The organism is Roseateles sp. UC29_93 (assembly GCF_042695725.1).
Lineage (GTDB): Bacteria > Pseudomonadota > Gammaproteobacteria > Burkholderiales > Burkholderiaceae_C > Roseateles > Roseateles noduli_A.
The window spans coordinates 6,392,248-6,405,762 of record NZ_CP170545.1 but is presented as its reverse complement, the minus strand read 5'-3'; the positions used below and the strand labels follow the sequence as shown (position 1 = coordinate 6,405,762).

The window sequence follows — 13,515 nt, the reverse complement described above, 5'->3', positions numbered from 1 at the left end:
TTGCGTCTGGAGCTTCCCTCATGCGCCTACTCGGAAAGGCCCTCACCTTCGACGATGTGTTGCTGGTGCCGGCGTTCTCCCAGGTGTTGCCGCGCGACACCAGTCTGGCCACGCAGTTCACGCGTGGCATCCGCCTGAACCTGCCGCTCGTGTCCGCCGCGATGGACACCGTGACCGAGGCGCGCCTGGCGATCGCCATCGCCCAGGAAGGCGGCATCGGCATCGTCCACAAGAACCTGACCCCGCAGCAGCAGGCCGCGGAAGTGGCCCGGGTCAAGCGTTACGAGTCCGGCGTGCTCCGCGACCCGATCACGATCACGCCCGAGACCACCGTCCGCCAGGTCAAGCAACTGAGCGAGCACCACGGCGTGTCCGGTTTCCCGGTGCTGGTGGGCGCGAAGGTCGTGGGCATCGTCACCAACCGCGACCTGCGCTTCGAGACCCGCATGGACGTGCCGGTCAGCGAGATCATGACCCCGGCCGAGCGCCTGATCACCGTGTCGGAAGGCGCTTCGCTGAGCGATGGCAAGGCGCTGATGCACAAGCACAAGCTGGAGCGCGTGCTGGTCCTCAACGACGCGTTCGAACTGCGCGGTCTGATGACCGTCAAGGACATCACCAAGCAGACCAACTTCCCGAACGCCGCGCGTGACGCGCACGGCAAGCTGCGCGTCGGCGCGGCGGTGGGCGTGGGCGAGGGCACCGAGGAACGGGTCGAGCTGCTGGTGAAGGCCGGCGTCGACGCGATCGTCGTCGACACCGCGCACGGCCACAGCAGCGGCGTCATCGAACGCGTGCGCTGGGTCAAGAAGAACTACCCCGGCGTCGAGGTCATCGGCGGCAACATCGCCACCGGCGCCGCGGCGCTGGCGCTGGTGGAAGCCGGCGCGGACGCGGTCAAGGTCGGCATCGGCCCGGGCTCGATCTGCACGACCCGCATCGTGGCCGGCGTCGGCGTGCCGCAGATCGCGGCGATCGACTTCGTCGCCACCGCGCTGAAGGGCACGGGCGTGCCGGCGATCGCGGACGGCGGCATCCGCTACTCGGGCGACATCGCCAAGGCCATCGCCGCCGGCGCGAGCACGGTGATGATGGGCGGCATGTTCGCCGGCACCGAGGAAGCCCCGGGCGAAGTGATCCTCTACCAGGGCCGCAGCTACAAGAGCTACCGCGGCATGGGCTCGATCGGCGCGATGAAGGCGGGTTCGGCGGACCGCTACTTCCAGGAAAACGACGAGACGACCAACCCGAACGCGGACAAGCTGGTGCCGGAAGGCATCGAAGGCCGCGTCCCGTACAAGGGGTCGATGGTCGCGATCGTGCACCAGATGGCCGGCGGCGTACGCGCCTCGATGGGTTACTGCGGTTGCGGCAGCATCTCGGACATGCACGAGAAGGCCGAGTTCGTCGAGATCACCTCGGCGGGCATCCGTGAGAGCCACGTCCACGACGTGCAGATCACGAAGGAAGCGCCCAACTACCGCCTGGAGTGACGCCCTTGTCCGAACAGGTCGACGCGGCGCGGGGCTCCGGCCCCGACGCCGCCGCAGCAACGACGACGCATGGCGGCCGCAAGGCCGCCATGTCGTTCATCCTGATCGCGGTGCTGATCGACATGGTGTCGATCGGCCTGATCATCCCGGTGCTGCCGCCGCTGGTCGGAACCTTCACGCAGAGCGAGACGCAGCATACGCTGGCGCAGCTGGCCGTGGCGTTCGCCTTCGGCATCGCGAATTTCTTCGGCTCGCCCATCCTGGGCGGGTTGTCCGACCGCTTCGGCCGTCGGAAGGTGATGCTGATCGGTTTCAGCGGCCTCGCGCTGAGCTTCTTCGTGACGGCGCTGGCCAACGCGCTGTGGATGCTGGTCGTGGTGCGGCTGTTCTCCGGCGCGATGCAGGCCAACGCGGCCGTCGCCAACGCCTACGTCGCCGACATCACGCCGTCGGCGGATCGTGCCAAGCGTTTCGGCATGCTGGGCGCGGCCTTCGGCATGGGCTTCATCCTCGGTCCGGTGATGGGCGGGCTGCTGGGCAGCATCGACCTGCACCTGCCGTTCTACGTCGCCGGCACGCTGGCGCTGCTCAACTGGCTGTACGGCTTCTTCGTGCTGCCCGAGTCGCTGGCGCCGGAGCACCGCAGACCCTTCGAGTGGCGCAAGGCCAATCCGGTCGTGGCGCTGGGCCGGCTGCGCAAGCTGAACGGTGTCGGGCCGCTGATCTACGTGATCGCGTGCTCGGGCCTGGCGCAGCTGGTGATCCAGACCAGCTGGGTGCTCTACAACCAGCACAAGTTCGGCTGGGGACCGCGCGAGAACGGCCTGTCGCTGTTCGTCGTGGGCCTGGTCGCGGTGGTGGTGCAGGGCGTGCTGCTGCAGCCGCTGATGCGCTGGCTGGGCGCGCGGCGCCTGGTGCTGATCGGTCTGACGACCTCGATCCTGACCAACCTGATCTGGGGCCTGTCGACCGAGGCCTGGATGATGGTCGGCGCGATCTTCCTGAACATCGCCGGCGTGGCCGCGGCCCCGGCGATGCAGAGCCTGATCTCCAATGCCGCCGACGCCCGCACGCAGGGCGAGACCATGGGCGCTGTGGCCGCGATCAACAGCCTGATGGCGGTGATCTCGCCGATCGCCGGCCTGGGGCTGATGGCGCTGGTCGCCGAGCTCCCCAAGACCGACTGGCGCATCGGCGCGCCGTTCTACCTCTGCGCGCTGCTGCAACTGGCCTCGCTGGCCTTCGCGTGGCGCCACTTCAACACGGACCCGCCGGCGCAGGCCGCCGCGGCCAAGGCCTGAGCCGGCGCGCCACCGGCTTCCGCCCGATCCCCGACATCCCAGCATTCCCAAGCATCCCCAGAAGCTGACCATGCACGACAAAGTCCTCATCCTCGACTTCGGCTCCCAGGTGACGCAGCTGATCGCGCGCCGCGTGCGCGAGGCCCACGTCTACTGCGAGATCCATCCCAACGACGTCAGCGACGACTTCATCCGCTCGTTCGCGCCGAAGGCGATCATCCTGTCGGGCAGCCACGCCTCGACCTACGAGGACCACGAGCTGCGCGCGCCGCAGTCGGTGTGGGACCTGGGCGTGCCGGTGCTGGGCATCTGCTACGGCATGCAGACGATGGCGGTGCAACTGGGCGGCAAGGTCGAGTGGAGCGATCACCGCGAGTTCGGTTACGCCGAGGTCCGCGCGCACGGCCACACCAAGCTGCTGGACGGCATCCAGGACTTCGCCACGCCCGAAGGCCACGGCATGCTCAAGGTCTGGATGAGCCACGGCGACAAGGTCACCGCGCTGCCGCCGGGCTTCCAGCTGATGGCCTCGACGCCGAGCTGCCCGATCGCCGGCATGGCCAACGAGGACAAGGGCTACTACGCGTTCCAGTTCCATCCCGAGGTCACGCACACGGTGCAGGGCGCGGCGGTGTTCAACCGCTTCGTGCGCGAGATCGCCGGCTGCAAGGGCGACTGGATCATGGGCGACTACATCGCCGAAGCCGTCGCGAAGATCCGCGAGCAGGTGGGTGACGAGGAAGTCATCCTGGGCCTGTCGGGCGGCGTCGATTCGTCGGTGGCGGCGGCGCTGATCCATCGCGCGATCGGCGACCAGCTGACCTGCGTGTTCGTCGATCACGGCCTGCTGCGCCTGAACGAAGGCGACGCGGTGATGGACATGTTCGCGGGCAAGCTGCACGCGAAGGTGATCCGCGTCGATGCGAGCGAGCTGTTCCTCGGCCAACTGGCCGGCGTGACCGATCCGGAGCGCAAGCGCAAGATCATCGGCGGCCTGTTCGTCGACGTGTTCAAGGCCGAGGCCGAGCGCCTGAAGTCCGGCGACGGCGGCAAGGGTGTCCACAAGGGCGCGACCTTCCTGGCGCAGGGCACGATCTATCCGGACGTGGTCGAGAGCGGCGGCACGAAGACGAAGAAGGCCACGACGATCAAGAGCCACCACAACGTGGGCGGGCTGCCGGAGCAGCTGGGCCTGAAGCTGCTGGAGCCGCTGCGCGAGCTGTTCAAGGACGAGGTCCGTGAACTGGGCGTGGCGCTGGGCCTGCCGCCGGAGATGGTCTACCGCCACCCGTTCCCGGGCCCGGGCCTGGGCGTGCGTATCCTGGGCGAGGTGAAGAAGGAGTACGCGGACCTGCTGCGCCGCGCCGATGCGATCTTCATCGAGGAGCTGCGCAACACGCGCGACGAGGCGACGGGCAAGACCTGGTACGAGCTCACGAGCCAAGCCTTCACGGTGTTCCTGCCGGTGAAGAGCGTGGGCGTGATGGGCGACGGCCGGACCTACGACTACGTGGTCGCGCTGCGCGCGGTGCAGACCAGCGACTTCATGACGGCGGACTGGGCGGAACTGCCGTACAGCCTGCTCAAGCGCTGCTCGGGCCGCATCATCAACGAGGTGCGCGGCATCAACCGCGTGACCTACGACGTCTCGAGCAAGCCGCCGGCGACGATCGAATGGGAATGAGCGCTTCGCGCTGACAAGCAAACAAGGGCCCGTCGGGCCCTTGTTTGCTTTTGAGCTCTCAACCCATTCATTGAATCAGCGGAGACATTTGAGCCGATGTCGGCCAGCCTTCCCAACACCCGTCAGGTCCGATGCCGACGCTGCGGGGCTTGGCGTTCTTCGGGTAGAACCTGACCGAGGGAAGGTCTTTGAAGTGAGCATCGCAGGTGATCACTTCGACACCGAACTTCTGCGCTGTCGCGTAGATCAAAGCGTCTGCCGACGCGAGCTTGTACTTGGCGTTGATCTTTGCGGCTTCCTTGGCCGTGGCGGTGTCGAGCTCGTCGACAGGGCAATCTTCCAAGGTCCGTTCAAGACTTTCATGGCGCTCGGCATCCAAGGTTCGGAGTGCCCACTTCTCAATCTCGTGTTGCACGATCGTCGGGACGATGCAGTGCTGCAAGGGCGGGAGGTTGGGCCAGATCAATCGACCCAAGTCAGATTCGGCAAAGCACTCGATCCAGGCGGACGTGTCTACGACCACGTTTCGTCCTGAATTCTGTGAGCCGGAGTGGTCAGTAGCGGTCATTGCGATCCCGGTAGTTGCCCGTGTCAGCGCCTTTTGCAATGCCCATGATCTGGTCGATGGTGATGCGCTTGTAGATGAAGATGCCGTCCTTGTGTCGGACGACTTTGAGTTCCTCTCCTGGCTTCCAATCGAGCGTGTCTCGAATCTCTTTCGGAAGCGCGACGCGGTGTCGTGAGGACAGGATGGCGACGGGCGCGGGCATGTGGACTCCAGTGCGTCTAGCGAAACAAGACTGGCGATTCTTCGCTTCCGGTTCTTCCTGATCCACGGCCTCGATCGGTGGTCATTCAGTCTGTACTGGCGACGATCGGTATCGCTTCAACTTGCTTGTGTGATTGACGTTCATGGCCATAGGATGAATTCACGAAGTTCCTGTGCTGACACGCGATGTCAGGGCCTCTGTCCAGAATCGGCGGATCGCTTAGCCACCACTCCGGAGACCCCATGGCCGACGACCACCCCGTCTACGAGCTGCGCCAGTACAAGATCGTCAAGGGCGAGCGCGAACGCTTCATGCGGCTGTTCGACGCGGCCTTCGTCGAATCGCAGGAGGCCGTCGGCATGCGGCTGTACGGGCAGTTCGCCGATCTCGACGACCCGGACCGTTTTGTCTGGATCCGCGGCTTCGACGACATGGCGGCGCGCGAGAAGACGCTGAGCGAGTTCTACTTCGGCCCCGTGTGGCAGGCGCATCGCGACGAAGCGAATCCGATGCTCGTCGATAACGACAACGTGCTGTTGATGAGGAGCCCGGGCGTCGGGCCGCAGCCCGCGCGCATCGATGGCGCGCGCGATGCCGGCATGTTCCGGCGAGGAGCGTCGCCGGGGCTCGTGGTCCTGCACCTCTGCACCCTCTGGAAGGACCCGGCCGATCCCGAGGACGGCTTCGCGCGTTTCTTCGAGCACGAGGTCGCGCCGGTCATCGAGGCGGCGGGCCTGCCGGTGATCGGCAGCTTCGTGCCGGAGCGCTCGCCCAACAACTTCCCACGCCTGCCGGTCCGCGAGGGGGAGAAGGTCTTCGTCTGGATGACCCGCGCCGCGGACGCCGACGACTGGGCCATTCGGTGGAGCGCCTGCCGGCACTCGACCGCGTGGCGTGCGCTCGAGCCGCGCTGGCGTGACGCGCAGGAGCGATCGCCGCAGATCCTGCGATTGCGACCGGGCATCGCCTCGGTGCCGCGTTGAGCCGCCGGGTGACGGCGGGTCGGCGGAGTGTGGCTATGCTTCGCGTCATCCCCGCTTCCACTCCGGAGTTCTTGCATGCGCAGCGCCCTGTCCATCCTCGCCCTCGTCATCGTGCTCGCCATCGTGATGCTGACCGCGAAGAAGCAGATGCAGGCGATGAAGCCGCCGGTCTCGGCGGACCCGGCGGCGTCCGCGGCATCGACGGCGCTGCCTCAGCCGGAGGCCGTCGGCCGCCAGGTGCAGGACCTGATGAAGCAGGGCGAGCAGCGCGCGTCCGAAGCGGAATGAGCGCGCCGTGATGGCGTCGTGATCGCATCGTGACCGTCCATGCGCTCTTCTTCTGCCTGCGGCCCGATCCAGGTACCGCGGCGCGGTTGAGCGCGATCTCCGGGGAGCTCGTGCGGCGCTTCGGCCTGCGCGCCAAGGCGGCGCGCATCGAACGCCTCCACGTGACCTTGCACCACCTGGGCTGGTACGACGACCAGACCGACCAGGCCGAGGTGATGGCGGAGGTGAGGCTGCTTGCCGAAGTCGCTGCCGCCTCGTTGCGGCACGGTCCGGTCCAGGTGGACTTCGACCAGCTCCTGAGCTTCACCCGAAAGCGGCGGAACCTGCCGCTCGTGCTCAGCGGCGGCGCGTGTCTCGACCCCGTGCGCACGATGCGGGCCGCGCTCGGCGAGCGCCTGCGCGCCAGCGGCCTGCGGACCGATCCCCACTTCACGCCGCACTTGACGCTGTTCTACGACGATCATGTCGTGGAGCCGCAGCCGTTCATCGTGCCCGGCTGGACGGCGACGGAGGTCCTGCTCATGGACAGTCTGCAGGGACAGTCCACACACGTTGAGCTCGCGCGCTGGCCGCTCGCTTGAGCCGGTCAGCCGCGATTCGTCGTCATGCGCCGCAATGCGCGGGGGTCAGGCCTCGCCTGGTGCGACGATCTCCCGCGCCAGTGCGCGCAGGCTCAGCGGCGCGGAGCCCTCGGCGTGGTTGGAGATCGTGACGTAGGCGGGGTGGCCCGCCTGCGCCGTCGCCCGGATCACCTTCGCGAGCACGGCCCGCGTCTCCGGATCCGGATCCATCAGCTCGGCGTATTCCCCGTACTTCTTCTCCGCGTCCTCGTAGCCGAAGGGGCCGTGGATCCGGTGCAGGTTCCAGCGGCAAACCAGCGGTCCCGGCCACATCGCGCGCAGCAGCGGCAGCTGCTCCTCGATCGTCGGCAGCTTCGGATGCAGGCCCAGACAGTAGCGCGCGCCGCAGTCCTTGAGCACGGCGACGAATGCCGGTGTCAGCCATTCCGGGTCGCGGACCTCGACGGCCACGACCGCCTCCGGCGCCACGTCGCGCAGCGAGGGCAGGGCGGCCAGCATCGCGTGCAGGCGGTCGAGCTGCTCCGGCATGCGGTCCAGCATCGCCAGCGGCAGCGGGCTCAGCTGGAACACCAGCGCGCCGATGCGCGTGCCCAGTCCAGCCATCGCCGGCTCGAGGAACTCCTGGATCGCCAGGCGCGGATCGAGGAAGGCCGTGTTGGCCTGGCGGCCGCGGCCGTCCTCGGCGCGCACCTGGGCGTCGGTGATCACGCTGGGGGCCTTGACCGTGAACCGGAAGTCCTCGGGCACCTGCTGCGCGTAGCGCTCGTACTGGCTGGCCGTGAGCGATTGGTAGAAGCCGCGGTCGATGCTCACCGCGCGGTGCAGCGGTTGCTGCGCATAGGCGGTCAGGCCGTTGCGGGAGAGGTTGGACTCGCCATGCCGGCCCTCCCAGACGATGCCTTGCCAGCCCGGGTAGCTCCACGACGAGGTGCCCAGCCGGATCCTCGGCGACAACGCCGCCGCCAGCGCGACCTGGGTCTCGTCCGGCGACTGGGCCTGGATGCCGGCGCGACGGCGTTTCGGCGCGACGCCGGCTGCGGGCGTGTCGGCGCCGTCGCTGCCGACGTCATCATCGCCGTCGAGGTCGTCGCGATCGGCGACCCGCGGCGCCGGCGCGGCGGGCGCGGGCGGCAGCAGCTCGCCGAAGAGATCGTCCTGGTGACCGGGGAACTCCTGTTGCATGGGCCGGCAGCATAGCGGGCGCGGCTACACTGCCGCGCGAGCGCCGCCATGACCACCGAGTCCCCCCAGATCCTCCCCGCCGACCCCGCCGACCCCGCGGATGAATACGCGATGCGGCTCGCCCTCGACCAGGCCCAGAACGCCTGGCTCGTCGGCGAGGTGCCGGTGGGCGCCGTGATCATGCGGGCCGGCCAGGTGATCGCCACCGGCTACAACCGTCCGATCACGACCCACGATCCGACCGCCCACGCGGAGATCGTCGCGCTGCGCCACGCTGCGCAACTGCTCGGCAACTACCGGCTGCCGGAGTGCGAGCTCTACGTGACGCTCGAGCCCTGCGCGATGTGCGCGATGGCGATGATGCATGCGCGGCTCAAGCGCGTCGTCTTCGCCGCGCCGGATCCGAAGACCGGCGTCGCCGGCTCGGTGCTCGACCTGTTCGGGCAGAAGCAGTTGAACCACCACACCGCGCTGCACGGCGGCGTGCTCGCGGAGGCCTCGTCGCGGCTGCTGCGCGAGTTCTTCGCCGAGCGCCGCGAGGCGGCGCGCCAGTTGCGCGAGGCCCGCCGCCGCGCCGCGGTCGAGACCGGGGCCACGGGCGACGGCTTCGATGACGCCGGCCTCGACACGCTGAGCGCGTTGCCCGAGGTCCAGGAGTTTCCCGAGATCCCCGTCGGTGACGCGCAGTACCTTCCCATGAATTCCGATCCCTCGCAGGACGACACGCAGGACGACACGCAGCGATGAGCTCCCTGACCCTCTACACCCCGTCCGGCGTCCTGGCGCAATCGCAAGCGCTCAAGCGCGCGGCCAAGCGGCTGACGGCGTTCGGCTTCGAGGTGGCGATCGACGACGCGGCGCTCGCGAAGCATCAGCGCTTCGCCGGCGACGACGAGACGCGGCTGGCCGCGCTGCACCGTGTCGCGCAGGCCGCGCCGTCGGTGGCGCTGGCCACGCGCGGCGGCTACGGCCTGACGCGTCTGCTGGACGGCATCGACTGGCCGACGATCGCCCGCAGCGTCGAGCGCGGCACGCGCTGGGTCGGCCTGAGCGATGTGACCGCGCTGCAGCTGGCGCTGCTCGCCCACACGAAGCAGACGAGCTGGGCGGGCCCGCTCGCCTGCGACGACTTCGGCCGCGCCGACACGGACGGCGGCGTCGACGAGATCACCCGCGACTGCTTCCTCGAGGCGATGGACGGATCGCTCGAGGCCATCGGCTTCCGCACCGAAGCCGGCCTGGACGGCGTCGAGGCCCGCGGTACGCTGTGGGGCGGCAACCTGGCGGTGCTGTGCTCGCTGCTGGGCACGCCGCACTTCCCGCGCATCAAGGGCGGCATCCTGTTCCTCGAGGACGTCAACGAGCACCCGTATCGCGTCGAGCGCATGCTGCTGCAACTCTGGCAGGCGGGCGTGCTGGACGCGCAGAAGGCGGTGCTGCTGGGCAGCTTCAGCGGCTGGAAGAAGTCGCCGCTGGATCGCGGCTATTCGATGAAGGCCTGCGTCGCGGCGCTGCGCGAGCGCGTCAAGGTGCCCATCCTCACCGGCCTGCCCTTCGGTCACGTGCCGACCAAGGTCTGCCTGCCCGTCGGCGCGAAGGCCGAGATGATGGTCGAGGGCCGCGACGTCATCGTCGCCTGGGGCCACGTCGATCACGGCCACGACCACCACGATCACCACGGCCACGGCCATGGACACGCGCATGATCATGGTCACGACGGCCACGACCATGACCACGGGCCTCACGACCACTGACTGACGTCACACGCGCCCCGCGAACCGGGCCGCTATGATCCGCCCCGGCATCGGCCGGCCTCTGCGCGAGGAGCGGCCTTGGCAACAATCTGGCAATGCCGCATCCTCAGGATGCGGCGTTTGCTTTTTGGAAGGATGACGATGTCGTCGGGGCTGTGGAACGCGTCGCTGCACGCGGCTGAAGGCTGGCGCGGGACGTGGGTGGCCCCGATGGCCCGGATGGCGGGGCTGCTCGCCGCCGTGCTCCTGGCCGCCTGCAACAACAGCCCGTATCCGGCCGGCGCGGCCAAGGACAACACGCTCTACCTGTCCTTCGACGAGCGCTCGCCGCGTTATCTCGACCCCGACCGCGTCCTACACCTCGCCGGAGTCGGTCTATACCTACCAGATCATGGAGCCGCCCTACGGCTACCACTATCTGAAGCGGCCCTACGAGCTGATCCCGCGCGCCGCGGCGGCCGTCGTCAAGCCGTATTACGTCGATGCGCAGGGCAAGCGCCTGCCCGACGATGCGCCGGTCGAGCAGATCGCGCAGAGCGTCTACGACGTGCCCCTGCGTGAAGGCGTGAAGTACGCGCCCAGCCCCGCGTTCGCGAAGGACGCGCAAGGGCACTACCTCTATCACCACCTGAGCGCGAAGGACCTCGGCGACAAGCGCTCGCCGTGGCAGTTCGAGCACCTGGGCACGCGCGAGATCGAGGCCGAGGACTTCGTCTACGCGCTCAAGCGCCACGCGACGACGCGCGTCGAGGCGCCGATCTACGGCCTGTTCTCCGAGCACGTCGTCGGGCTGAAGGAGTACGGCGCGCTGATCCGCGAGGAGAACGCCAAGCTGCTGAAGGGCCTGCCCGAGAGCTCGCCCGACAAGCCGTTCCTGGACTTCCGCAAGTGGCCGCTGGCCGGCGCCGAGGCGGTGAACAAGCACCTGCTGCGCGTGCGCATCAAGGGCAAGTACCCGCAGTGGTCGTACTGGCTGTCGACGACCTTCGTCGCGCCGATCCCGTGGGAGGTGGACCTGTTCTACGCCCAGCCCGGCATGGCCGAGCACGGCCTGTCCTGGAACCAGTGGCCCGTGGGCACGGGGCCTTACATGATGACGGAGTACCAGCAGGACCGCCGTCACGTGATGTCGCGCAACCCGAACTACCGCAAGGACGATCTCTATCCCTGCGAGGGCATGCCCGACGACGGTCCCGCCGGCCGCCTGGCCGACTGCGGCAAGCCGCTGCCCTTCATCGACAGGATCGTGGCCACGCTCATCAAGGAAAAGGTGCCGCGCAAGGAGATGTTCAAGCAGGGCTACCTGGACGTGCCCGACCTCGAGCGCGGCGACTGGGGCGTGGAGTTCTACGCCGATGCCAGCGACTCCGCGGAGACCGACGCCTTCTTCAAGCAGCGCGGCTTCGCGTTCCCGCGATCGACCGACCCGAACAACTGGTACCTCGGCTTCAACATGCTCGATCCGGTGATCGGCAAGGGGAAGACGCCGGAGGACGAGACCCGTCATCGCAAGCTGCGCCAGGCGCTGTCCATCGCGATCGACTGGGAGGAGGGCTACGGCCGCATCTTTAAGAACCGCGGCGGCGTGGCCGCGTTCGGACCGGTGCCGCCGGGCGTGTTCGGCTCGCGCGAGGCGCAGCCGGGCTTCTTCAATCCGGTCACGCACAAGCGGGTCGACGGCAGGATCGAGCGCCGCTCGATCGAGGAGGCGAAGCAGCTACTTGCCGAGGCCGGCTACCCCGACGGCCGCGATGCGAAGAGCGGCCAGCCGCTGGTGCTGAACTACGACTTCATGCGGACGGTCACGCCCGAGGTGAAGGCCGAGAACGACTGGCTGGTGAAGCAGTTCGCCAAGCTGGGCGTGCAGCTCGACGTGCGCGCCACCGACTACAACCAGTTCCAGGAGAAACTGCACCAAGGCAAGCACCAGGTGTTCTGGTGGGGCTGGTTCGCGGACTACCCGGACGCGGAGAACTTCCTGTTCCTGCTGTACGGTCCCAACAGCAAGTCGCTGCATGAGGGCGAGAACTCGGCCAACTACGAGAACCCCGAGTACGACCGCCTGTTCAAGCAGATCCAGGTGCTGGACGACGGCCCCGCCAAGCAGCAGGTGATCGATCGCATGGTCGAGATCGTCCAGCAGGATTCGCCCTGGGCCTTCGGCTACTGGGCCTGGACCGGTCAGGCGTACCAGAGCTGGGTGCATAACGGCAAGCCCAGCATCGTGATCCGCGATCCGGTGCGCTACTACCGCATCGATCCGCAGCAGCGCGCGCAACTGCAGGGCGCATGGAACCGGCCCGTCTGGTGGCCGTTGCTGGTGCTGGCCATCGGCGGCGTGGCGATCGTCTGGATGACGCGCCGCAGCTTCCAGAAGCGCGAGACCGCCACCGCGCGCGGCACGGCCGCGCCGGCCGCCCGTTCCGCAGAATCCGCCACGAGCGCTCCGCGGGGAGCCGACTGATGTTCAAGTACCTCACCCGCCGCCTGGTCTACGGGCTGGCCATCCTCGTCGGCGTCAACCTGCTGACCTTCTTCCTGTTCTTCACCGTCAACACGCCGGACGACATGGCCCGGCTGAACATCGGCGGCAAGCGCGTGTCGCAGGAGCAGATCGACAAGTGGAAGGCCGAACGCGGCTACGACAAGCCCCTGTACTGGGACGCGTCGCGCGCCGGGACGGAGCAGGTCACGCACACGGTGTTCTGGGAGCGTTCGGTCTCGCTGATGCTGCTGGAGTTCGGCCGCTCCGACGCGCGCCAGGCCGTCGACATCGGCCACGAGATCAAGACCCGCATGGGCGTCAGCCTGCAGCTGGCGGTGCCGATCTTCGTGCTGCAGCTGATCGTGAGCGTCGCCTTCGCGCTGCTGCTCACCTTCTTCCGCAACTCGCGCATCGACTTCTGGGGCGTCGTGCTGTGCGTGCTGATGCTGTCGATCTCCAGCCTGTTCTACATCATCGTCGGCCAGTTCTTCTTCTCCCGCATCCTGCGGCTGGTGCCGATCAACGGCTACGAGCCGGGCCTGGACGCGATCAAGTTCCTGGCGCTGCCGATCGCGCTGTCGCTGCTGTCGCGCCTGGGCGGCGAGGCGCGGCTGTACCGCGCGATGCTGCTCGAGGAGGTCGGCAAGGACTACGTGCGCACCGCCCGCGCCAAGGGCCTGTCCGAGCCGCGCGTGCTGATGCGCCACGTGCTGCGCAACGCGCTGATCCCCATCATCACCAGCGCCGGCGCCTACCTGCCGTACGTGTTCCTGGGCAGCCTGGTGTTCGAGAGCTTCTTCGGCATCCCCGGCCTGGGCGCCTTCGTCATCGAGGCGATCACCGGGCAGGACTTCGCCATCGTGCGCACCATGGTGTTCCTGGGCGCGCTCCTCTACATCGCGAGCAACGCGCTGATCGACGTGATCTACACCTGGGTCGATCCGCGCGTGAGGCTGACCTGACGCGCCCGGCGCGTTCGGGATTCGAGACAGGA

12 protein-coding genes and 1 pseudogene are annotated in these 13,515 nt (G+C 68.1%); 10 read left to right on the top strand and 3 right to left on the bottom strand.

Going from position 1 to position 13,515, the window contains the following annotated elements; genetic code table 11:
- The first annotated feature begins 20 nt into the window (after positions 1-20).
- The 3 genes from guaB to guaA all read left to right on the top strand — a co-directional run bounded on the left by guaB (position 21) and on the right by guaA (position 4,478).
- Positions 21-1,493 (top strand): IMP dehydrogenase, encoded by a 1,473-nt coding sequence (gene guaB / locus ACFJIX_RS29745; RefSeq protein ID WP_377156502.1) that lies wholly within the window; start codon positions 21-23, stop codon positions 1,491-1,493.
- Positions 1,494-1,498: 5 nt separating this feature from the next.
- Positions 1,499-2,794: an MFS transporter gene (locus tag ACFJIX_RS29740; protein ID WP_377156501.1), complete on the top strand. Its 1,296-nt coding sequence runs from the start codon at positions 1,499-1,501 to the stop codon at positions 2,792-2,794.
- Positions 2,795-2,864: 70 nt separating this feature from the next.
- A complete protein-coding gene (gene guaA / locus ACFJIX_RS29735; RefSeq protein ID WP_377156499.1) occupies positions 2,865-4,478 on the top strand; it encodes a glutamine-hydrolyzing GMP synthase in 1,614 nt (537 codons plus the stop codon).
- Positions 4,479-4,545: 67 nt separating this feature from the next.
- Here guaA and ACFJIX_RS29730 read toward each other — a convergent pair whose 3' ends face one another.
- Together ACFJIX_RS29730 and ACFJIX_RS29725 are read right to left on the bottom strand one after the other, a co-directional pair.
- Positions 4,546-5,046: a type II toxin-antitoxin system VapC family toxin gene (locus ACFJIX_RS29730; protein ID WP_377156497.1), complete on the bottom strand. Its 501-nt coding sequence runs from the start codon at positions 5,044-5,046 to the stop codon at positions 4,546-4,548.
- Positions 5,033-5,248 carry an AbrB/MazE/SpoVT family DNA-binding domain-containing protein gene (locus ACFJIX_RS29725; protein ID WP_377156494.1) on the bottom strand — a complete coding sequence of 72 codons (216 nt, stop codon included), beginning with the start codon at positions 5,246-5,248 and terminating at the stop codon, positions 5,033-5,035. The genes ACFJIX_RS29730 and ACFJIX_RS29725 overlap by 14 nt, the downstream gene beginning before the upstream one ends.
- A gap of 242 nt (positions 5,249-5,490) precedes the next feature.
- Between ACFJIX_RS29725 and ACFJIX_RS29720 the strand changes: the two genes are divergently transcribed.
- The 3 genes from ACFJIX_RS29720 to ACFJIX_RS29710 all read left to right on the top strand — a co-directional run bounded on the left by ACFJIX_RS29720 (position 5,491) and on the right by ACFJIX_RS29710 (position 7,100).
- Entirely contained in the window at positions 5,491-6,231 is a 741-nt protein-coding gene (locus ACFJIX_RS29720; protein ID WP_377156492.1) for an NIPSNAP family protein, read from the top strand.
- A gap of 75 nt (positions 6,232-6,306) precedes the next feature.
- Complete coding sequence (locus tag ACFJIX_RS29715) at positions 6,307-6,519, top strand: hypothetical protein (protein ID WP_377156491.1); 213 nt, start codon at positions 6,307-6,309, stop codon at positions 6,517-6,519.
- 29 nt (positions 6,520-6,548) lie between these two features.
- Positions 6,549-7,100, top strand: a complete 552-nt coding sequence (locus ACFJIX_RS29710) for a 2'-5' RNA ligase family protein (RefSeq protein WP_377156490.1) — start codon at positions 6,549-6,551, stop codon at positions 7,098-7,100.
- Between the two features lie 45 nt (positions 7,101-7,145).
- Here ACFJIX_RS29710 and ACFJIX_RS29705 read toward each other — a convergent pair whose 3' ends face one another.
- The gene (locus ACFJIX_RS29705; RefSeq protein ID WP_377156487.1) at positions 7,146-8,282 is read right to left on the bottom strand and encodes a DUF72 domain-containing protein; all 1,137 of its coding nucleotides are present in this window, start codon (positions 8,280-8,282) and stop codon (positions 7,146-7,148) included.
- Between the two features lie 48 nt (positions 8,283-8,330).
- Between ACFJIX_RS29705 and tadA the strand changes: the two genes are divergently transcribed.
- From tadA to ACFJIX_RS29685, 4 genes and pseudogenes are all read left to right on the top strand, one after another.
- Positions 8,331-9,029, top strand: coding sequence for a tRNA adenosine(34) deaminase TadA (gene tadA / locus ACFJIX_RS29700; protein WP_377156485.1), 699 nt, complete (start codon positions 8,331-8,333; stop codon positions 9,027-9,029).
- Positions 9,026-10,036: an LD-carboxypeptidase gene (locus ACFJIX_RS29695; RefSeq protein ID WP_377156484.1), complete on the top strand. Its 1,011-nt coding sequence runs from the start codon at positions 9,026-9,028 to the stop codon at positions 10,034-10,036. The genes tadA and ACFJIX_RS29695 overlap by 4 nt, the downstream gene beginning before the upstream one ends.
- Before the next feature lie 210 nt (positions 10,037-10,246).
- Positions 10,247-12,500, top strand: a pseudogene (locus ACFJIX_RS29690) (ABC transporter substrate-binding protein).
- Positions 12,500-13,483 (top strand): ABC transporter permease, encoded by a 984-nt coding sequence (locus tag ACFJIX_RS29685; RefSeq protein ID WP_377156482.1) that lies wholly within the window; start codon positions 12,500-12,502, stop codon positions 13,481-13,483. The pseudogene ACFJIX_RS29690 and the gene ACFJIX_RS29685 overlap by 1 nt, the downstream one beginning before the upstream one ends.
- The last annotated feature ends 32 nt before the right edge of the window (positions 13,484-13,515 follow it).

Coding starts and splice junctions, on each gene's coding strand:
- guaA (WP_377156499.1), top strand. CDS start 2,865: ATGCACGACAAAGTCCTCATCCTCGACTTCGGCTCCCAGGTGACGCAG.
- ACFJIX_RS29730 (WP_377156497.1), bottom strand. CDS start 5,046: ATGACCGCTACTGACCACTCCGGCTCACAGAATTCAGGACGAAACGTG.
- ACFJIX_RS29695 (WP_377156484.1), top strand. CDS start 9,026: ATGAGCTCCCTGACCCTCTACACCCCGTCCGGCGTCCTGGCGCAATCG.
- ACFJIX_RS29715 (WP_377156491.1), top strand. CDS start 6,307: ATGCGCAGCGCCCTGTCCATCCTCGCCCTCGTCATCGTGCTCGCCATC.
- ACFJIX_RS29725 (WP_377156494.1), bottom strand. CDS start 5,248: ATGCCCGCGCCCGTCGCCATCCTGTCCTCACGACACCGCGTCGCGCTT.
- tadA (WP_377156485.1), top strand. CDS start 8,331: ATGACCACCGAGTCCCCCCAGATCCTCCCCGCCGACCCCGCCGACCCC.
- ACFJIX_RS29685 (WP_377156482.1), top strand. CDS start 12,500: ATGTTCAAGTACCTCACCCGCCGCCTGGTCTACGGGCTGGCCATCCTC.
- guaB (WP_377156502.1), top strand. CDS start 21: ATGCGCCTACTCGGAAAGGCCCTCACCTTCGACGATGTGTTGCTGGTG.
- ACFJIX_RS29705 (WP_377156487.1), bottom strand. CDS start 8,282: ATGCAACAGGAGTTCCCCGGTCACCAGGACGATCTCTTCGGCGAGCTG.
- ACFJIX_RS29720 (WP_377156492.1), top strand. CDS start 5,491: ATGGCCGACGACCACCCCGTCTACGAGCTGCGCCAGTACAAGATCGTC.